The organism is Bradyrhizobium jicamae (genome assembly GCF_018130695.1).
In the GTDB taxonomy this organism is placed as follows: Bacteria; Pseudomonadota; Alphaproteobacteria; order Rhizobiales; family Xanthobacteraceae; genus Bradyrhizobium; species Bradyrhizobium jicamae_B.
The window spans coordinates 457,874-476,524 of sequence record NZ_JAFCJX010000001.1; the positions used below are offsets into that span (position 1 = coordinate 457,874).

The window sequence follows — 18,651 nt, forward strand, 5'->3', positions numbered from 1 at the left end:
TGTCTTTGACCGTTGTTGGTCTTCTTCGTTATGCGTTGTCTTACTTTTGCGACGTGATGATCCCCGCTGCAATGAGGCCATCGATCGCGGCTTGATCAAAGCCAGCTTCCGTCAGAATCTCCTGCGCATGCTCGCCGAAGCGCGGCGGCCGGCGTGTGGCATCGCCAGGCGTCTGCGCGAGCTTGACGGGAAGGCCCGGCGCGCGATGGCCATCGCGCTCGATCAGCATATCGCGATGCGCGACGTGTGCCTGCGCAAATGCCTGCGGCACCGTGTTGACGGCGCCCGCAGGCACGCCGGCCCGCATCAGGTCGCGACAGAGATCGTCCGACTTGAACGCGGCAAGCGTCCGCTCCAGTTCGGCGCGCAGCGCTGCGACATGACGGAGCCGATCGGCATTGCTGCGAAAGCGGGGATCGTCGAGCAGGTCGCCGCGCCCGACCTTCTGGCAGAAGCGGCGAAACTGGCCATCATTGAGAATGCCGAGAAAGATCTCGCCGTCAGCCGCGGCGAACTTGTCATAGGGCGCGATGTTGGGATGCGCGCTGCCGAGCCGGCCGGGCGCATTTCCCGAGCAGATCCAGTTCGCGGCATGCCGCACCAGCAGGGCGAGCGCCGTGTCGAACAGCGTCACCTCGACGCGCTGTCCCCGTCCACTGCGCTCGCGTGCGGCGAGTGCGAGCAAAACGCCGGTGAGTGCATTGTAGCCGGTGACGTAGTCGACGATGGGAACGCCGACGCGGGTGGCGCCGGAATCCTGCGTGCCGTTGATGCTCATCAGCCCGCACATCGCCTGCAGCACGGCGTCGTAGCCCGGCAATCCGCCGAGCGGCCCGTCGGCGCCGAAGCCCGAGATGGAGCAATAGATCAGCCGCGGAAACCGTGCGGAGAGATCAGCCTCGTAACCAAGCCCCCAGCGTTCCATCGTGCCCGGCAGGAAATTCTCCACCAGCACGTCGGCATCCTTCAGCAGCGCCTCCAGCACCGCGCGCCCTTCGGCGCGCGACAGGTCGAGCGCCATGCCGCGCTTGCCGCGATTGACGGCGCCGAAATACGCCGCCTGCCCGTTCTCATCGAAGGGCGGACCGAGGCCGCGCGTCTCGTCCCCTGATGGTGGCTCGATCTTGATGACATCGGCACCATGATCGGCCAGCATCTGCGTGCACAGCGGTCCCGCCAGCACGCGCGAGAGATCGACGACCTTGAGGCCGGTCATCGCTCCGCGCGTGAGATCGGGTGTGGGCATGGTCATCCGCCCGTTCGTCAGGTACGGCTCGGCAGTTCCACGATGCCGGTGCCGAGCACCGACAATTCGTTGTCCTGGTTGTGCGCCTCCTGCTCGATCTCGACGAGGTGCCGGCCGTTCTCGACGAACTTCCGTTTCACCTTGCCCTTGATGAACAGCATATCGCCTTCCGGATTGTGCCGGCGGATCTTCGATGTCGCGCGGCGCAGGAAACCGTCGTCGCCCATCCAGTTGGTGAGCTGGTGGGTCAGCCAGGAACAGCGCTCCGGACCGTAATCATACGCGCCGGGCGCGCCGACCTCGAGCGCGAACTCCTCTTCCCAGTGCACGCGCTCCGGACAGTCCGGAATGCCGAAGCGATTGGGGATGCCGAGCCCGCGATGCGCGTCGATCTGCTTCCAGGCGAGCTTGTTGGCACGGATGTAGAGCCCGCCCCAGCCCTGCGCATAGGCGATGAAGCCGGTCACCGTCATCGGTCCCTTCATCATGACCGGCAGCGCCTCGCCTTCGGTGACGTCCTGCCAGTAGCGCGGCTTGGCACCCTGGATGCGCTCGTCGGCGTAATGCTTGTACGCGGCAGCCAGCTCTTCCTGGCTGTAACGGCGCGGCGCGCGCGCCTTGACCTCGCGATACTTGGTGCCCTGTTCGCGCGCATGGTCGCGCTCAGTGCGGAAGCACCAGCTGTCGGCGCCGGCGACGAGATCGCCCTGCTGATTGAAGAAATCGACATGATAGATCTGCTGGATCGCACGGCCGGCGAACTTGGTCTGATGCTCGATGATGTCCTTCAGATGCGCTTCCGTCGAGATCACGTCGTTGCGGCGGATATGCTTGTGCCAGGTCCAGTCGGCACCCGACCACATGGCGTGGACGCCAGGCATCCCGCCGACATAGCCGGAAATGATGCGGCTGGTCGCAAACAGGAAGCTCGGCAGCGCGACGATGCCGCCCAGGCTCGACTTCGCGGCATAGTCGGGATCGCACCACAGCGGATTGTCGTCGCCGATGCCATGCGCGTAGTGGCGGATGTTGTCGCGGGTCGCCTCATAGCACCACGGCTCGGCGGTGACGCCGATGCTGACGCCGATCCGCTTGCGCAAATCGTCGAGCCCCTCTTCGGTGATCTTCGGAAACCGGCTTTCGGTTTTGTCCAGCATGTGACGTTCCTTCCTCTAATTCGTTGTTTGTGATGATGTGATGGCTCGCTCGCGGTCGCGCAGCACCTTGCGGTTGACCTTGCCGGCCGGCGTCTTGGGCAGTTCGGTCACGAAGCTCAGGAGTCGCGGATATTCGTGATGGCTGAGGCGCTGGCGCACGACGTCCTGGATCTCGTGCTCGAAGGACGCATCGCCCGGCCGGTCCGTGACCACGAAGGCCTTCACCACCTGCCCGCGCAGCGGATCGGGCACGCCGATCGCGGCAGCCTCGCGCACTTCCGGATGCTTCAGGATCGCATCCTCGATCTCGACCGCGCTCATGGTCCAGCCGGCGGAGATGATGACATCGTCGGCACGGCCGCCGTGGTAGAAATAGCCGTCCGCGTCGGTGCGCCCGAGATCCTTGGTCGCGATCCACTGCCCGCGGCGCCACACCTTCAGCTCGCCGGTGACGTCAGGCGCGCACGGCCGGCCGTCGGCATCGTGAACCTCGACGCGACCACTGGGGATCGGCTTGCCGAGCGAGCCCGGCTTGACGATGAAATCGGCGGCGCCGGGATAGCTCACCAGGATCACGCCGATCTCGGTCGTGCCGTACATGCTGCAGACCTCGCGCCCGAACGTCTGCTTGACGAAAGCTGCAGTCTCGCTGTCGATCGGCTCGCCAGTGAACGAGAGCTTGTCCAGCGCATAGTGATAGCGCGGCGCCGCACCGGAATTGCGCATCATGCGGTAGTGCGTCGCCGCGGCCGAGATGTTGGTGAAGCGGTGCCGCTCCAGCGCCGCCAAGAGCCGCTCCGGATTGAACTTGCCGGCATAGGCGCCGATCGTGATGCCGAGCGCCAGCGGCGCGAGCGTGCCGTGCCACAGCCCATGTCCCCATGCCGGCGATGACGGGCAGATGAAGCGATCGCCGGGACGCAGGCCCGTGCCGTAGAGCGCCGCCACCATCAGCGTCACGATCGCACGATGGGTGTGCTTGACCGCCTCAGGCAGCTCACGCGTCGTCCCCGACGTGTACTGGAACAGCGCCATCGCGTCGGCCGCCGTATCCGCCGTGAAGGTCGGCGCGAAGCGCTGCAGGCCGGCCAGGAAGGCATCGTCGGCCACAACGACATCAGGGCCGATGCCCGCGAGCAGCCGCGCCTTCTCGGCATTGGTCACCAGCAGCCGCGGCTTGCAGTCATCGACGCGCAGCTTGACGCCGTCGGGGCCGAACAGCGTGAACAGCGGCACCGCGATGGCGCCCGCTTTCATCGTGCCGAACACGGCGACATAGAACGCCCGCGACGGCTCGAGCATGATCGCGACGCGATCGCCGGCCCGGATTCCGCGGCTCACGAGATCATGCGCGAAGCGCGAGGACGCTTCCGCGAGTTCGCCGAAGCCGAGCACCTCGTCGGGTCCATCGGCGTGGACGACGATCACCGCAGGCTCGGCGCGACCGGCATGCCGGTCGATGCATTCATGCGCGATGTTGAGCCGCGCGCGGTCGCCATCGAACAAGTCCCACAGCTTCTCCGGAGAGAAGTTCGCCTGCGCGTCGGCGTAGCTCGTGTAGTCGGTCAGCTTGCTCATGGCCAGCACGATACTCACGGCGCGCTAATTGTCAAATAGCGTTATTAATTGTATATGTACAATTATCCAACAATCGATCGCTCGGCATCGCCGCGCATGCATTCACAAGGGAGATCGAGTACCGCGCTCGCTGTGCATCGTCGGCTTGTCCCGTTGTTGCATCGCGGCCGTTGTTGTACCGATACAATCATGCCGAATCCCAAATCGCCCCGCGTTCGCGCCGTCCCTGCCGTCACCCGCGCCGTCGCCATCCTCCGCCTGCTGAGCCGCAGCCGCACGCCGCTCGGGCTGAAGACGATTGCCGAGAGTCTCGAGCTGGTGCCCAGCACAGCGCTGCACATCGTGCGCGCGCTGGTGGCGGAGGATTTGCTGCAGGTCGATCCGCAGACCAAGCGCTACCAGCTCGGCACCGGCATGCTGCCGCTGGCGCGCGCGGTGCTCGAACATGCCGACTTTCCGAGCCTGGTCCGGCCAAAGCTCGAGGAGCTCTCACATCGCTACGGCGTGATGGCGATCGGGGTCGAGGTGCCCGATCTCGATCACATGATCGTCCTCGCGCTGGCGCGCAGCCAGGCGCCGGTGCGGCTGCATGTCGATGTCGGCAGCCGGTTTCCGGCGCTGATCAGCGCCACCGGCCGCTGTGTCGCGGCCTTCACTGACCAGCCGGTGAAGGAGATCGAGAAGCGCTTTCGCCTGCTGCGCTGGCATAATGGGCCGACCTACGACGCCTGGCGGAAGGAAGTCGATCAGGTGCGCCGCCAGGGTTTTAGCATCGATCGCGGCAACTACATCGCCGGCGTCACGATCGTAGCCGTCCCGGTGCTGAACGGTCGCGGCATCATCTCGCATACCATTGCCGCCGTCGGCCTTGGCAGCCAGCTCGATCGCGCGAGCTCGCTCGCGCTGGCCCGCGACATGGGCATTGCCGCGCGCGAGCTCGGTGAGCAGTTGGCGCCGCAGTCGTAGAGCAAGCGATTGGACCGTCAGGCGAAGTGGCAGGCGACCAGATGCTGGCCTGCCTCGCCTCTCTTGCGTTCGAGCAACGGCTCGCTCGTCGCACAGCTCGCCTGCGCGACCGGGCAGCGCGTGCGGAATCGGCATCCCGATGGCGGATCGATCGGCGACGGCACGTCGCCGCGCAGCACGATTCGCTCAGACTTGCTGTCAGGATCGGGTTGCGGCATCGCCGACAACAGAGCCCTGGTGTAGGGATGACGCGGATTGCGATAGAGGCTCGCCGCCTCGCCGATCTCGACGATCTTGCCGAGATACATCACCGCGATCCGGTCGCTGATATAGCTGACGACGGCAAGATTATGCGCGACGAAGACATAGGTGAGCTGGAACTCCCGCTTCAGCGCGACGAGAAGGTTCAGCACCTGCGACTGCACGGAGACGTCGAGCGCCGACACCGGTTCGTCGGCAACCACCAGCTTTGGCCGCAGCACCAGTGCCCGGGCGATCCCGATGCGCTGACGTTGACCGCCCGAGAATTCGTGCGGGTAGCGCTGCAGCGCATCCTGCTGCATCCCGACCCGATCGAGGATATCGGCGACCAGCATGTCCCGGGCGCGGCCGGTCGCGATGCCCTGCGCGTCGAGCCCTTCGGCGACGATGTCGCGCACCGTCATCCGCGGATCGAGCGAGCTGGTCGGATCCTGGAAGATGAATTGCATGTCGCGCCGCAGACGCTTCAGCGCCGCGCCACGTTGCGACGCCATGTCCCTGCCGTCGAATGACAGATCGCCCGATGTCGCGGGCAGCAGACCGGCCAGCATGCGGCCGAGGGTCGATTTGCCGCAGCCGGATTCGCCGACCACGCCGAGCGTCTCGCCGGGATAGATATCGAGGTTGATGCGATCGACCGCGCGCAGTTGCCCCGTCACACGCTGCAGCAGGCCGCGACGTACCGGAAAATGCCTCGCGATCTCACGGGCGCGCAGCAGCGGCTCAGGCATGAAGCGCTCCTGCCGATTGCGTTTGCGGCTCGCGCAGCCAGCACGCCGCCCGTCCCTCGCCCGCCGCGGATAGAAGCGGCTCCTCGCGGCGGCAGCGTTCGACCACGTAGTCGCAACGCGCCGCAAACTGGCAGCCCGGCGGCCGCTGCAGCGCGCTCGGCACCTTGCCGGGAATGACGTGAAGCGGCACTGCCTGCGTCATGCCGAGCCGCGGGATCGAGCGCAGCAGCGCTTCGGTGTAGGGATGCTGTGGACTCCGGAAGATTGCATGGACGGGGCCGCGCTCGACCACCCGTCCGGCATACATCACGGCGACGTCGTCGCACATCTCGGCCACCACGCCGAGGTCGTGGGTGATCAGGACGATGGACATGCCGAGCCGCTCGCGAAGCTCGCGCAGCAGTTCGAGGATCTGGGCCTGGATGGTCACGTCGAGCGCGGTGGTCGGCTCGTCCGCAATCAACAGGCGCGGCTCGCAGGCGAGCGCCATCGCGATCATCACCCGCTGCCGCATGCCGCCCGACAATTGATGCGGATAGGCCGAGAACCTGGCTTCCGGCGAGGGAATGCCGACCAGCTCCAGCAGCGCGATCGCTCGCGTGCGCGCCTGTTGCGCGCTGATCCTGCGATGCAGCCGGATGGCTTCGACGATCTGATTGCCGACGGTATAGACCGGGTTCAGCGAGGTCATCGGCTCCTGGAAGATCATCGAGATCGCGTTGCCGCGGACCGCCTGCATCTGCGCTTCCGGTAGCGCGGCGAGATCGCGGCCATCGAACAGGATGCGGCTGCCCTCGGCGACGCGGCCGGGGCGCTCGATCAGGCGCATGATCGAGAGCGCGGTGACACTCTTGCCGCTGCCGGACTCGCCGACGATTCCGAGCGTACGGCCCTCGCCCACCTCCAGGTCGACGCCATCGACGGCCTTCATCACGCCCATCCGGGTGTGAAAATAGGTTCGCAGATTCTCGACCTGAAGCAGCGACATGGTGCCCCCTCAGAGCACGGGTTTACGGTTGGTCCACGGCCAGGCCTGCTCGAAGGCACGCGCAGCGCGCAGCACGAGCGCCTCCCGATTGGGTGGTGCGATCACCTGCAGGCCGATCGGCATTCCGTCGACGAATCCGCAGGGAATCGAGACCGCCGTGCAGCCGGCGAAATTGACGGCGAGCGTATGGGCGACCAGCGCCGGAATGCGCTGGGCGGGACCGACCGAAGAGATCGCAGGCGCGGTGAAGCCCAGCGTCGGCGAGAGCACGAGATCGCAATTGCGGAAGCCGGCCTGGAACGAGCGGATGAATTCGGCTCGCCGTCGTACGCTGCGCGAATAATCCGCGCCGCTGATGCGCTTGGCCCAGGCAAACCGCTCCCGCGCATACGGCGTCAGTTTGCGCCGCGCGGCGACGTCGCCATAGAGCTTCTCGCCGAGCGAGGCGTAACGATCGACGAAGTCGAGCACCCGCCAGGCTTCGTCCACGCCCTCCGTGTCGAACGTCACGGCATCATCGACAAAGTGAGCGCCGAGCGAGGCGAAGCCGAACGCGGCTTTCCTGATCGCGGCGATCACGCCGGCATCGACCTGAGCGGAAACGGCCCGGTCTTCCCACCACCCAAGTCGCAGCCCGCCGACGCCACGGTCGAGTTTGGCGAGGTAGTCGGGCGGCGCGTCCATCCGGCACAGGGGGTCATCGATGGACGGTTGCGCCAGGAGCTGCAGCAGCGTCGCCGCATCGCGCACGTCGCGGCTGATAGGACCTGCACTGCAAAGAAACAATGTGGATCCGAGCGAGCCGTGCTCCGGCACCCGGGTGCTGCTCGGCAACACGCCGAGCACCCCGCACATCGCCGAGGGCAGCCGGATCGACCCGCCTGAATCGCTGCCGAGCGCCAGCGGCCCCAGGCCGGCGGCGAGGCTCGCCGCAGCCCCTCCGCTCGATCCTCCAGCCGTGCGTCTTGCGTCCCAGGGATTGACACATTCGGGCGCGACACGGCCGGTCGTGCGCCAGAACGTCCCAAATTCAGGTGTGGCGGTCTTGCCGATGATCACGCCATCGGCCGCCTTGATGCGCGTGACATGCAGCGAGTCCTGATCCGGCACGTGATCGGCATAGATGAGGGAGCCGCCGGTGGTGCGGATTCCCTTGGTCCAGAACTGGTCCTTGATCGAGACCGGCACGCCCGCGAGCGGCCCGACGGTTTCGCCACGATGGATGCGGCGATCGATCTCCTCCGCCTGCGCCAGCGCCTCATCGGCCGCCAGCGTGATGAAGGAATGAATGCGCTGGTCGAGACGTGCGATCCGCGCGATAAAGTGCTTGGTAACTTCTGTTGCGGACACCTGCCCGGCAACGATGGCATCGCGGATCTGCCAGGCCGCTGCCCAATGGATGTCCGTCGGCAGATCGATCACTCCCGCGGTCTTTGTCTTGCCAAGCATGATCACCCTCTCGGATCCAGCGCATCGCGCAAGCCATCGCCCATCAGCGTGAAGCCGATCACGACGAACACCATGGCGAAGCCCGGGCTGAGCGCGAGCCACGGCGCCAGCGCCATCACGGAGGTGGACTCGGCGATCATGCCGCCCCAGGTCGGATCGGGCGGCTGCACGCCGAGCCCGAGAAACGACAGCGAGGCCTCGGTCAGGATCGCGATCGTCACGGTCAGCGACGCCTCGACGATCAGCGGCGCCGCAATGTTCGGCAGCACGTGCCGGAGCATCGTGCGCGCGCGCGACACGCCGAGCCCGATCGCCGCGGTGATGTAGTCGCGCTCCCGCACCGACAATGTCGATGCGCGTGCGACGCGGGCGAAGCGCGGCATGAACAGCAGACCCATGGTGAGCACGAGATTGGGCAGGTTCGGCCCCAGTGCAGCGACCAGCGCAATCGCCAGCAGCAACGCCGGGAAGGCCTGCAGGATGTCGAGCAGACGCATCAGGCAGGCATCGATCGCGCCTGACGAATAGCCGGCGACAAGACCGATCAGGGTGCCGGAGACGAAGGCCAGCGCCGCGCTCAGGCAGGCCACCGCCAGCGAGCTGCGCGCTGCATGGAGAATGCGCGTCAGCACATCGCGCCCCAGTTGATCTGTCCCCAGCAGAAATTCACTCGACGGCGGCGAGAGCGACGCGTCGGCGATCTCGAGCGGATCATGCGAGGTGAGCCACGGTGCGGCGAGCGCCAGCGCGAGCGACAGCAGCACCATCGCCGCACCAATGGCGAGCGGCAGGTTCCAGCGCAGCCGCGAGCGATGGAAGAAGCGGACCGGGGCTGCGGCCTGCACCTCCGGTCGCTCCGGCACCTCGATCATGGTCGGATGCGCGTCAACCATGTTGCTGGATCCTTGGATCTAGCAGGTAATAGCTGAGATCGACCACGATGTTGATCAGCACCACCAGCGTGGTGACAACGAGCACCGTCGCCTGCACCTGCGTGTAGTCGCGATGATAGATGGCGTTGAGCATCAGCTGTCCGATGCCGGGCAGGCCGAAGACCTGCTCGACCACGACGGCGCCCGCAACGAGATGCGCGGCCGTGACGCCGACTGCGGTCACGACAGGCAGCAGCGCATTGCGCAGGCCGTGCCGGATCAGCACGCGCAGGCGGCCGGCGCCCTTGGCACGCGCGGTCGCCATGAACGGCTCCGCCAGCACCTCCAGCATGGCGGCGCGGGTGTAGCGCATGATCGTGGTGGCTGCCGCCAGCGACAGCACGAAGGCCGGCAGCAGCAGGGTCTGCAGGCTTCCGACGAGATCGCGATGCAGATCGACGACGCCGAGCGTCTTGAACGACGGCCAGTAGATCGACAGCAGCAGCACCGCGGCGACGCCGACGAAGAATGGCGGCGTCGAGAGGCCGAGCAGCCCGACGCCGCGGATCGCGAGGTCGGGCCAGCGCCCGCGCGTGGTCGCCGCCACCACGCCGCCGGGCAATCCGATCAGAAGCGCGAACACAAGCGACAGCGCGGTCAGCAGCAACGTCACCGGCAGATGCGAGGCGATCTGCGGGCCGACCGGCAGCCCCATCACCAGCGAGTTGCCGAAATCGCCGTGCAGCGCGCCGCTCAGCCAGATTCCATATTGCACCGGCAGCGGCTGATCGAGATGAAGCGCGCGGCGGATATTCTGCGCGGCTTCGGAATCGAGCGCCACGGTCGGACCGGCCAGGACGCTCACGATATCGCCGGGGATCAGATGAATGATCGCAAAGCTCATCAAGGAGACGCCGACCAGCACGGGCACGGCAAAAACGATGCGAGTGGCTGCATATCTGAGCATCGAAATCTCCCTCAGCGCCCTCGCCCGCTACTGCAACCAGGCCTGTCGCAGGTAGACGCGCTGCGCCGACGGCAAGGCGCGGTAGCCCTGCAGCTTGCTCGACCACATCTCCCATCGCAGCGCCGCCGCGCAGGGCGTGATGACATAGGCCATGTCGGCGACGCGCTGCTGCACCGCGCGATAGAGGCTGGTTCGTTCCGCCGGATCGTAGCTCTGGCGTGCCTTCGCGAGCAGGTCGTCCAGCACGGGATCGGCCGTCTTGCCGGGATTGACTGTCGATTTCGAGTCGAGCCGGATCGAGATGTTGGTGTCGGGATCGGGTCCCCAGACGAGGCCAGCCATCGAGATCGGCGATTCCGTCGACTGGAAGTCGGTGACGAGCTGGCTCCACTCTTTCTGCAGGATCTTGATCTTGATGCCGATCCGCCCGACCATTTGCTGCACGATCTGGGCAATCTGAACGTCGCCATAGTTCGCGGGCGAAACGGCGAAAATGGTCTCGAAGCCTGCGGCGTAGCCCGCCTCTGTCATCAACGCTTTCGCCGCCGCGACGTCTTCGTTGGCATACGGCAAGCCGGACACCTCGCCGCTCGGAACAGCGAACGGCGCCTGCATCGGCGGCAGCGCGGCCGCCAGGCCCGCCTTGCCGCGCCAGACCACCTTGACGATCAGCTCGCGGTTCAGCGCCAGGCTGAAGGCGCGGCGAACGCGCACGTCGTTGAAGGGCGGCTTGCGCTGATCGAATTCGAGCAGCAGCAGCCGCGAGAACGCTTCAGGCTCAGGCGCCACAATGTCGGGCACATCGCCCATCTGCGCCGCCGAGTCCGGCCGGCTCAACCAGGTCATCTGCACGGTCCCTGCGCGCAGCGCCGCCATGCGGCTGCCCTCATCGGGAATGATACGGAAGTCGAGGCCGTCGAGATACGGTAATCCGGGCTCATAGTAATGAGGGTTGCGCTTCAGCCGGATCAGCGAGTTCGGCCGGAAATCGTCCAGCATGAACGGCCCGGTGCCGACGCCACCCTTGATGAGGTCGCCGCGTTGCTTGACGTCCTCGCGGCTGACGATCGCGGTGTATCTGACCGAAGCGAGATAGTTGAGGAACGGCGAGAACGGATGAGCGAGACGGAACACGACCGTCTTGGGGTCGGGCGTCTCGATCGCTGATATCACCGAGAAGATCGACGCCCAGGGCGAGCGCGTCGCGGGATCGACCAGGCGCTGGAAGGTGAACTTGACATCTTCGCTCGTGAGAACATCGCCATTGTGGAATTTCACGCCCTCGCGCAGATGGAAGACGAAGGTCAGCGGATCCGGATTTTCCCAGGCGGTGGCAAGATCAGGCTCGACACGGCTCACCGTCGCATCCCACCGGAGCAAGCAGCTGAACATGTGCTCGGCGATGTTGGTGGTCGAGAACGCCGCCGTCTTGTGCGGATCGAGCCCGATCGGGTTCTCGTCATGGCCGATGGCGAGCACGCCGCCGCGCTTCGGCGTCGGCGTCTCGTCTCCTGCCGCAGCCGGAAGGCCCGCAGCATAGCCCAGTCCGATCAGCCCCACGCCCGTGGAGCCGAGGAACCGCCGTCGCGTGATGTCAGCCGTCATGCCGCCCTCCACCGATTCAATCGACGCAGGATTTCGGCGCTGCGCTGGATACGCGCAGCGCCGAACACTCAGGATGCGGGTTCGAGCAATCCGGCGAGACGCGGGTCGGCGTATTTTGGCGTCACGCCGGCGCGACGGAGATCTTCCGCATAGAGCTTCAGCAACGACCGGATCACGTCGGGATGCTTCGCCGCGACATTGGTGGTCTGCTTCGGATCGGCGTTGAGATCGAACAGCTCGACCGGTTCGGTCGGCGTCGCATAGAGCAGCGACCATCGCTCGGTCGTGATGGTGACGGGCTGCCACTCGACCACGGTGCGCATCAGATCGTCGACGACCTCGACGGTGTCGCCGGGATTGGCAAGCGGCAGCGCCGTCAGCACATGGTCGCGTCCCTCGAACTTCTGGCCGAGCACGCCGGGCAACAGCGAGTGCCCCTGCATCTCGGGGAGTTTCTGCAGGCCGGCCATGTCGCAGATCGTCGGCGCGATATCGAGCGCGCAGGCGAGCTTGCCGGTGCGGCCGGGCTTGGCGCCGGGCACGTGGATCAGCAGCGGCACGCGCGCAATCTCCTCATAGAGCGGGGAGCGCATCCAGGTCGCTTCGCCCGGCGCACGGCGCACCATCTTGCCCATCATGCCGTGCTCGCCGAGCAGGAAGCCGTGGTCGGAGGCGAAGATGATGGCGGTGGAATCCTCGATGCCGAGATAGGCGACCTGATCGAGCAGATGGCCGATCCAGCGATCGACCAACTCGAGCTCGCCGCTATAGAGCGCGCGCGCCACCGCGATGTCGCGATCGGTCATGCCGTGCTTCTTGCAGTCGCCATAGGGCGGATGCACGCGCTCGCCGGCATAATCCGGAAGATAGTGACGCGTGTAGTACGCCGGCGGATCCCAGGGCTCATGCGGATCCCAGGTGTCGACCAGCGCGAAGAACTTGTCCTCGTAGATCTGCTCCAGGCTCTTCGCCGCCTGCACCATGGTGAGCGGTGCCGGGCAATCCATCTCGCCGGTGCGCGGATCAGGCTTCACCTTGCCGGTGATCGGCCATTGCGGCAGCTTGCCTTCGCCCTGGCGCTTGGTCTTGTTCGGCGCGCTATAGGAAGAGTAGTGCGGCGTGCCCAGGAGCTGGGACTTCATGTCGTAGAAGAAGTTGAAGCCGCGATCGTAGGAATAACCGTTGACCTGATAGAACGGCGTGTCGACCACGCCGAGCGTGGTGTAACCGACCTCCGTCAACGCGGTTGCGATCGAGCGATCGGCGCGCGGCAAGGCGCCCCAGCCGACGCCGGCGAAGGCGGGCTTGCCGGTGAGATAATCGTAGCGCGCGGGGACCGTCGGGAAGCTCGACGCATAGTAGCGGTCGAACACCATCGACTTGGCGGCGAGCCGGTCGAGGTTCGGCGTTCTCACATGTCCGCCATTGTAGCCGAGCAGGTCCCACCGGACGGTGTCGGACACGATCATGAGAATGCGGTCAACCACGGCAACCTCCCTGTTTTCTGTCGTTGGAGTAAAATATCACACATCACGCTGCAGCCGTCAATGAGTAATATGTTACACATGACATTTACGCAGATGAGAATCTTGGATAGAGCATGGCGATGGACATGAAAGAGAGTGGCGCGCTCAGCCTGATGTCGGGTCCGAGCCTGCGCGAGCAGGCGCGCACGGTGATCCGCGGCCAGATCATCACCGGGCAGATGCAGGCCGATCAGCTCTACTCGGTGCCGCGGCTTGCGACCGAGCTCGGCGTCTCCGCCACGCCGGTGCGCGAGGCGCTCTTGGATCTCGCGCGCGAGGGCCTGCTCGAGCCGGTGCGCAATCGCGGATTTCGCGTGGTCGCCCTCTCTTCAAACGAGCTAAAGGACATCTACGCGATCCGCACCATGCTCGAAGTGCCCAGCATCGCGGAGATCGCCCGTGCCGGTCTATCGCCGGCACAACTGAAGCAATTGCGTGCGCTCGCCGATGTCACCAAGCGCGCGGCCGACGCCGGCAATCTGATCGAGTTTCTCGAATCCGACCGCAAGTTTCACGTCGCGCTGATCGCGATCCTCGGCAACAAGCCGCTCGCCGACCTCGTCGAGAGCTTGCGCGATCGCGTGCGGCTGCACGGCTTCAAGAGCGGCAAGAGCCGCGAATACATCGCCCACTCCGCCGCCGAGCATTTCAAGCTGCTCGATTTCATCGCAAAACGCGACGAGCCCGGCGCCGTCGCCCTGATGCAGCGACATCTGGAGCGGTCACGGCATGTCTGGAGCGAAGGGCGCGAGAAGTAACGTATAGTCGCGCAAGAATCTCGATGTCGTCCTGGCGAAAGCCTGGCGAAAGCCAGGACGACGATGGGGATGGAGCCCGCCCATCAAACCTGCACCGACGTCAGCTTCTTCAAGCAGCGCAAGGCAAACGACGAACGGCTGTGGCGGATGCCGGGGATGCGGTAGAGCTTTTCGCGCAGGAAGCGCTCATAGCCCGTGGTGCTCTCGACCGCCACCTTCACGATGTAGTCGTAGTCGCCGGTGGTGAGATAGGCTTCGATCACCTCGGGCAAATCCGTCAGCAATTGCCCGAACCGCGCCAGCACGGCTTCGTCGTGATGATCCAGCGTCACCTCGATGATGACGGTTTCGGGGAGGCCGAGCTTCTCCTGGTTGAGCAGCGCGACATAGCCGTCGATATAGCCCTGGGTTTCGAGCCGCTTCAGCCGGTTCCAGCACGGCGTGGTGGAGAGCCCGATCTTGTCGGCCAGCTGCGCCGTCGTCAGCCGCGCATCCTGCTGCAGCGCGCGCAGGATCTTGCGATCGATCTCATCGAGGCGAAGCGAATCCTTCCGCGGCGCCTTGGCAGGCCGCGCAGCACGCCTGACCTTCGCCATATCCAGAACTCCATTCTATTTGTGGGCGAATCTACCAGAATTATTACACTACATATGGCCGAACTACCCAGATAAAAGGAACAACAATCCCGGATATTACCAGTACGAATATGCTGGAAAAAGAGGTCCGGCCCGTGTTTCATCTCGAACTCCATTCCCGCGACATGCACGCCGCGCTCGGCCGCCTGCTCGACCAGGCGCGTGTCGCAGGTCTTCGACTGACCGCCGTCAGCGCCCGTGCGGTCGCCGACGAATGCCGGATCTCGGCGTCCATCGATATCGACGATCGCGATGTGGTCGAGCGGTTCGCGCGCCGTGTCGGCACCATCTTCTGCATCGGCGCCGTCGAAGTGCGACGCGAATGCGACGCCGCGATGCAAGTGGCAGCGCCGTGATTTGCGCCACCTGAAAGTGAGGTCACGCTCATGACCGACCACCCTCCACTTTCCCTTCACGTCCCCGAGCCGGCCGTGCGCCCGGGCGGCCGGCCCGATTTCTCCAACATCCGCATCCCGCGCGCCGGCCAGGTCGCCCGTCCCGCGGTCGACGTCGATGCCGAGGCGATCCGCGATCTCGCCTTCTCCGTGATCCGCGTGCTCAATCGCGACGGCGAAGCGGTCGGTCCCTGGGCCGGTTCGCTCTCCGATGACGAATTGCTCGAAGGCCTGCGCCACATGATGACGCTGCGCGCCTTCGATGCCCGCATGCAGATGGCGCAGCGCCAGGGCAAGACCTCCTTCTATATGCAGCACATGGGCGAGGAAGCCGTGAGCTGCGCCTTCCGCAAGGCGCTGTCGCCGGGCGACATGAATTTTCCCACCTATCGGCAAGCCGGACTGCTGATCGCCGGCGGCTATTCGCTGGTCGAGATGGCCTGCCAGATCTACTCCAACACGCATGACCCCCTGAAGGGCCGCCAGCTGCCAGTGATGTACTCCTCGAGGGAGCACGGCTTCTTCTCGATCTCGGGCAATCTCGCCACCCAGTACATCCAGGCAGTCGGCTGGGCGATGGCATCTGCGATCAAGAACGACACGAAGATCGCGGTCGGCTGGATCGGCGACGGCGCCACCGCGGAATCCGACTTCCATGCCGCGCTGGTGTTCGCCTCGACCTATCGCGCGCCCGTCGTGCTCAACATCGTCAACAATCAATGGGCGATCTCGACCTTCCAGGGCATCGCGCGCGGCGGATCCGGCACCTTCGCGGCGCGCGGCCTTGGCTTCGGCATTCCCGCGCTGCGCGTCGACGGGAATGATTACCTCGCGGTGCATGCGGTGGCGAAATGGGCCTGCGAGCGGGCGCGCCGCAATCTCGGCCCGACCCTGATCGAGCACGTCACCTATCGCGTCGGCGCGCATTCCACCTCGGACGATCCCGCGGGCTATCGGCCCAAGACGGAATCCGAGGCGTGGCCGCTGGGAGATCCCGTGATCCGGTTGAAGAATCATCTGATCGTGCGCGGCGCCTGGTCGGAAGAGCGCCACAGGCAGACCGAGGCCGAGATCATGGACACCGTGATCGCGGCGCAGAAGGAGGCCGAGAGCCACGGTACGCTGAATTCTCTTCAGCACGCCTCGGCGCGCGACATGTTCGAGGGCGTGTTCTCAGAGATGCCGCCGCATCTGCGCCGGCAGCGCCAGGAGGCGGGAGTCTAGGCCATGCCGCGCAAAACCATGATCGAGGCGATCCGCGACGCCATGGACGTGATGATGTCACGCGATGACGACGTCGTCGTGTTCGGCGAGGACGTCGGCTATTTCGGCGGCGTGTTTCGCGCGAGCCAGGGGTTGCAGGCGAAGTATGGCAAGAGCCGCTGCTTCGACACGCCGATCAGCGAGCTCGGCATCGTCGGCGCCGCGGTCGGCATGGCTGCTTACGGCTTGAAACCCTGCGTCGAGATCCAGTTCGCCGACTACATGTATCCGGCCTACGACCAGATCGTCTCCGAGGCGGCGCGGCTGCGCTATCGCTCGAACGGCCAGTTCACCTGCCCGCTGGTGCTGCGCATGCCGACCGGCGGCGGCATTTTCGGCGGACAGACCCACAGCCAGAGTCCGGAAGCGCTGTTCACCCATGTCTGCGGCATCAAGACCGTGGTGCCGTCGAATCCGAGCGACGCCAAGGGACTCTTGATCGCGGCGATCGAGGATCCCGACCCCGTGATCTTCCTCGAGCCGAAGCGGCTCTACAACGGCCCGTTCGACGGCCATCATGATCGGCCCGTGACGCCATGGTCGAAGCACGACCTCGGCGACGTCGCCGAGGGGCATTACACCGTACCGCTCGGCCGCGCCGCGATCCGCAGGCCCGGCGAAGCCGTCACCATCCTTGCCTACGGCACGATGGTCCATGTCGCGGAAAGCGCTGTTGCCGAAACGGGCATCGATGCCGAGATCATCGATCTTCGTACCCTGCTGCCGCTCGATCTCGACACCATCGAGACGTCAGTCAAGAAGACCGGCCGCTGCGTGATCGTGCATGAGGCGACCTTGACGTCCGGCTTCGGCGCCGAGCTGTGCGCGCTGGTGCAGACACGTTGCTTCTATCACCTGGAAGTGCCGATCGTGCGCGTCGCCGGTTGGGACACACCCTACCCGCATGCACAGGAATGGGACTACTTCCCGGGTCCGGCGCGCGTCAGCCGCGCGCTGACCGAAACGCTGGAGGCCTGAGATGGCCGAGCGCGTCGTGAGATTGCCCGACGTCGGCGAAGGCATCGCCGAGGCCGAGCTGGTGGAATGGCAGGTCAAGGTCGGCGATCTCGTGCGCGAGGACACCGTGCTCGGCGCCGTCATGACCGACAAGGCGACCGTCGAGATTCCTTCGCCGGCCGAGGGGCGTGTGGTCTGGCTCGCCGGCAAGGTCGGTGACGTCCTCGCGATTGGCTCCGACTTCGTCCGGCTGGACGTGGACGGCAAGAGCGAGGCGTCGAGTGCAACGACGGCACCAGCCACGCAAACCGCAAACGCACCATCCATTCAGAAGGCGGCGCCCGTAGCGAGCGTGGTGCCTTCACCGTCCTCTGCACCCAAGCATATCGCTCCGTCCTTGCAACCCGCGGCAACACCACCGCGCCGCGAAGGCGAGCGTCCGCTGGCCGCTCCCGCCGTTCGGCTTCGCGCACGTGAGGCCGGGATCGATCTGCGGCAGCTGCGTGGTTCCGGCCCGGCGGGACGGATCACGCATGACGATCTCGACCTCTATCTCGCAGGCGGCACGACGGTCACGCAGCATCAAGCGAAGACCGCCGTCACCGACATCAAGATCGTCGGCCTGCGCCGCAAGATCGCCGAAAAAATGTCGGTCGCGAATGCGCGGATCCCGCACATCACCTATGTCGAAGAGGTCGACGTCACCGCGCTTGAGGATCTGCGCGCCAAGCTCAACGAGCAGAAGCGTGCCGACCGACCCAAGCTGACGCTGTTGCCGTTCCTGATGCGCGCCATCGTGCGCGCGGTCGCCGCCCAGCCCGAGCTCAACGCCCATTTCGACGACGAAGCCGGCGTCATTCACCAGCACGCTGCGGTCCATATGGGGATCGCGACCCAAACCGGGCCTGGCCTGGTGGTGCCCGTCGTCCGCCACACCGAGGCACGCGATCTCTTCGATTGCGCGGCCGAAATGATCCGCGTCACCGAGACCGCACGGAGCGGCACGGCCACCCGCGACGAGCTCACCGGCTCGACCATCACGATCACCTCGCTGGGAGCGCTCGGCGGGCTCGCGACGACGCCGATCATCAATCATCCCGAGGTCGCGATCGTCGGCGTCAACCGAATCGCCATCCGTCCGCACTGGGACGGCGCGGCCTTCGTGCCGCGCAAGATGATGAACCTGTCGTCGAGCTTCGATCACCGCGTGATCGACGGTTTTGACGCCGCGCAATTCGTGCAGCGGATCAAGACGCAGCTCGAAACGCCCGCGATGATCTTCATTGACGCATAACGC

17 protein-coding genes are annotated in these 18,651 nt (G+C 65.6%); 6 read left to right on the plus strand and 11 right to left on the minus strand.

Annotation, left to right across the window (positions count from 1 at the left end):
* Nucleotides 1-40 precede the first annotated feature (40 nt).
* From JQ604_RS02140 to JQ604_RS02150, 3 genes are read right to left on the minus strand one after another with little or no spacing between them, the layout of a single operon-like run.
* Nucleotides 41-1,252 (minus strand): CaiB/BaiF CoA transferase family protein, encoded by a 1,212-nt coding sequence (locus JQ604_RS02140; protein WP_349631037.1) that lies wholly within the window; start codon nucleotides 1,250-1,252, stop codon nucleotides 41-43.
* Nucleotides 1,253-1,263: 11 nt separating this feature from the next.
* On the minus strand, nucleotides 1,264-2,403 hold the full coding sequence (locus JQ604_RS02145; RefSeq protein ID WP_212352475.1) for an FAS1-like dehydratase domain-containing protein: 1,140 nt from the start codon (nucleotides 2,401-2,403) through the stop codon (nucleotides 1,264-1,266).
* Nucleotides 2,404-2,418: 15 nt separating this feature from the next.
* On the minus strand, nucleotides 2,419-3,981 hold the full coding sequence (locus tag JQ604_RS02150; protein WP_212352477.1) for an acyl-CoA synthetase: 1,563 nt from the start codon (nucleotides 3,979-3,981) through the stop codon (nucleotides 2,419-2,421).
* Nucleotides 3,982-4,170: 189 nt separating this feature from the next.
* Between JQ604_RS02150 and JQ604_RS02155 the strand changes: the two genes are divergently transcribed.
* Nucleotides 4,171-4,947, plus strand: coding sequence for an IclR family transcriptional regulator (locus JQ604_RS02155; RefSeq protein WP_212352479.1), 777 nt, complete (start codon nucleotides 4,171-4,173; stop codon nucleotides 4,945-4,947).
* 17 nt (nucleotides 4,948-4,964) lie between these two features.
* Here the strand turns inward: JQ604_RS02155 and JQ604_RS02160 are convergent, their stop codons facing one another.
* The 7 genes from JQ604_RS02160 to JQ604_RS02190 all read right to left on the minus strand — a co-directional run bounded on the left by JQ604_RS02160 (nucleotide 4,965) and on the right by JQ604_RS02190 (nucleotide 13,307).
* Nucleotides 4,965-5,939: an ABC transporter ATP-binding protein gene (locus tag JQ604_RS02160; protein ID WP_212352481.1), complete on the minus strand. Its 975-nt coding sequence runs from the start codon at nucleotides 5,937-5,939 to the stop codon at nucleotides 4,965-4,967.
* Nucleotides 5,932-6,927: an ABC transporter ATP-binding protein gene (locus JQ604_RS02165; RefSeq protein WP_212352483.1), complete on the minus strand. Its 996-nt coding sequence runs from the start codon at nucleotides 6,925-6,927 to the stop codon at nucleotides 5,932-5,934. The genes JQ604_RS02160 and JQ604_RS02165 overlap by 8 nt, the downstream gene beginning before the upstream one ends.
* Before the next feature lie 9 nt (nucleotides 6,928-6,936).
* Nucleotides 6,937-8,376, minus strand: a complete 1,440-nt coding sequence (locus JQ604_RS02170) for an amidase (protein ID WP_212352484.1) — start codon at nucleotides 8,374-8,376, stop codon at nucleotides 6,937-6,939.
* Between the two features lie 2 nt (nucleotides 8,377-8,378).
* Nucleotides 8,379-9,269: an ABC transporter permease gene (locus JQ604_RS02175; RefSeq protein WP_212352486.1), complete on the minus strand. Its 891-nt coding sequence runs from the start codon at nucleotides 9,267-9,269 to the stop codon at nucleotides 8,379-8,381.
* Nucleotides 9,262-10,215: an ABC transporter permease gene (locus JQ604_RS02180; RefSeq protein WP_212352488.1), complete on the minus strand. Its 954-nt coding sequence runs from the start codon at nucleotides 10,213-10,215 to the stop codon at nucleotides 9,262-9,264. Before JQ604_RS02180 ends, JQ604_RS02175 begins: the two co-directional genes overlap by 8 nt.
* A gap of 27 nt (nucleotides 10,216-10,242) precedes the next feature.
* Nucleotides 10,243-11,820: an ABC transporter substrate-binding protein gene (locus JQ604_RS02185; protein ID WP_212352489.1), complete on the minus strand. Its 1,578-nt coding sequence runs from the start codon at nucleotides 11,818-11,820 to the stop codon at nucleotides 10,243-10,245.
* A gap of 68 nt (nucleotides 11,821-11,888) precedes the next feature.
* Nucleotides 11,889-13,307 carry a sulfatase family protein gene (locus JQ604_RS02190; RefSeq protein WP_212352490.1) on the minus strand — a complete coding sequence of 473 codons (1,419 nt, stop codon included), beginning with the start codon at nucleotides 13,305-13,307 and terminating at the stop codon, nucleotides 11,889-11,891.
* Between the two features lie 113 nt (nucleotides 13,308-13,420).
* Here JQ604_RS02190 and JQ604_RS02195 point away from each other — a divergent pair, with 113 nt between their 5' ends.
* Nucleotides 13,421-14,104 (plus strand): GntR family transcriptional regulator, encoded by a 684-nt coding sequence (locus JQ604_RS02195; RefSeq protein WP_212352491.1) that lies wholly within the window; start codon nucleotides 13,421-13,423, stop codon nucleotides 14,102-14,104.
* An 83-nt stretch (nucleotides 14,105-14,187) separates the two neighbouring features.
* Here JQ604_RS02195 and JQ604_RS02200 read toward each other — a convergent pair whose 3' ends face one another.
* Entirely contained in the window at nucleotides 14,188-14,700 is a 513-nt protein-coding gene (locus JQ604_RS02200; RefSeq protein ID WP_212352492.1) for an Lrp/AsnC family transcriptional regulator, read from the minus strand.
* 134 nt (nucleotides 14,701-14,834) lie between these two features.
* Here JQ604_RS02200 and JQ604_RS02205 point away from each other — a divergent pair, with 134 nt between their 5' ends.
* The 4 genes from JQ604_RS02205 to JQ604_RS02220 are packed head-to-tail and all read left to right on the plus strand — an operon-like array spanning nucleotide 14,835 to nucleotide 18,648.
* Nucleotides 14,835-15,095 carry a hypothetical protein gene (locus JQ604_RS02205; protein ID WP_212352493.1) on the plus strand — a complete coding sequence of 87 codons (261 nt, stop codon included), beginning with the start codon at nucleotides 14,835-14,837 and terminating at the stop codon, nucleotides 15,093-15,095.
* A 30-nt stretch (nucleotides 15,096-15,125) separates the two neighbouring features.
* Complete coding sequence (locus JQ604_RS02210) at nucleotides 15,126-16,358, plus strand: 3-methyl-2-oxobutanoate dehydrogenase (2-methylpropanoyl-transferring) subunit alpha (protein ID WP_212352494.1); 1,233 nt, start codon at nucleotides 15,126-15,128, stop codon at nucleotides 16,356-16,358.
* Between the two features lie 3 nt (nucleotides 16,359-16,361).
* Nucleotides 16,362-17,375, plus strand: coding sequence for an alpha-ketoacid dehydrogenase subunit beta (locus JQ604_RS02215; protein WP_212352495.1), 1,014 nt, complete (start codon nucleotides 16,362-16,364; stop codon nucleotides 17,373-17,375).
* A 1-nt stretch (nucleotide 17,376) separates the two neighbouring features.
* Entirely contained in the window at nucleotides 17,377-18,648 is a 1,272-nt protein-coding gene (locus tag JQ604_RS02220) for a dihydrolipoamide acetyltransferase family protein (RefSeq protein ID WP_212352496.1), read from the plus strand.
* Nucleotides 18,649-18,651: the final 3 nt, after the last annotated feature.

Bases quoted from the DNA above. Each gene is read 5' to 3' on its own strand.
- JQ604_RS02140 (WP_349631037.1), bottom strand. From the start codon at position 1,252: ATGACCATGCCCACACCCGATCTCACGCGCGGAGCGATGACCGGCCTC.
- JQ604_RS02145 (WP_212352475.1), bottom strand. From the start codon at position 2,403: ATGCTGGACAAAACCGAAAGCCGGTTTCCGAAGATCACCGAAGAGGGG.
- JQ604_RS02150 (WP_212352477.1), bottom strand. From the start codon at position 3,981: ATGAGCAAGCTGACCGACTACACGAGCTACGCCGACGCGCAGGCGAAC.
- JQ604_RS02155 (WP_212352479.1), top strand. From the start codon at position 4,171: ATGCCGAATCCCAAATCGCCCCGCGTTCGCGCCGTCCCTGCCGTCACC.
- JQ604_RS02160 (WP_212352481.1), bottom strand. From the start codon at position 5,939: ATGCCTGAGCCGCTGCTGCGCGCCCGTGAGATCGCGAGGCATTTTCCG.
- JQ604_RS02165 (WP_212352483.1), bottom strand. From the start codon at position 6,927: ATGTCGCTGCTTCAGGTCGAGAATCTGCGAACCTATTTTCACACCCGG.
- JQ604_RS02170 (WP_212352484.1), bottom strand. From the start codon at position 8,376: ATGCTTGGCAAGACAAAGACCGCGGGAGTGATCGATCTGCCGACGGAC.
- JQ604_RS02175 (WP_212352486.1), bottom strand. From the start codon at position 9,269: ATGGTTGACGCGCATCCGACCATGATCGAGGTGCCGGAGCGACCGGAG.
- JQ604_RS02180 (WP_212352488.1), bottom strand. From the start codon at position 10,215: ATGCTCAGATATGCAGCCACTCGCATCGTTTTTGCCGTGCCCGTGCTG.
- JQ604_RS02185 (WP_212352489.1), bottom strand. From the start codon at position 11,820: ATGACGGCTGACATCACGCGACGGCGGTTCCTCGGCTCCACGGGCGTG.
- JQ604_RS02195 (WP_212352491.1), top strand. From the start codon at position 13,421: ATGGCGATGGACATGAAAGAGAGTGGCGCGCTCAGCCTGATGTCGGGT.
- JQ604_RS02200 (WP_212352492.1), bottom strand. From the start codon at position 14,700: ATGGCGAAGGTCAGGCGTGCTGCGCGGCCTGCCAAGGCGCCGCGGAAG.
- JQ604_RS02210 (WP_212352494.1), top strand. From the start codon at position 15,126: ATGACCGACCACCCTCCACTTTCCCTTCACGTCCCCGAGCCGGCCGTG.
- JQ604_RS02215 (WP_212352495.1), top strand. From the start codon at position 16,362: ATGCCGCGCAAAACCATGATCGAGGCGATCCGCGACGCCATGGACGTG.
- JQ604_RS02220 (WP_212352496.1), top strand. From the start codon at position 17,377: ATGGCCGAGCGCGTCGTGAGATTGCCCGACGTCGGCGAAGGCATCGCC.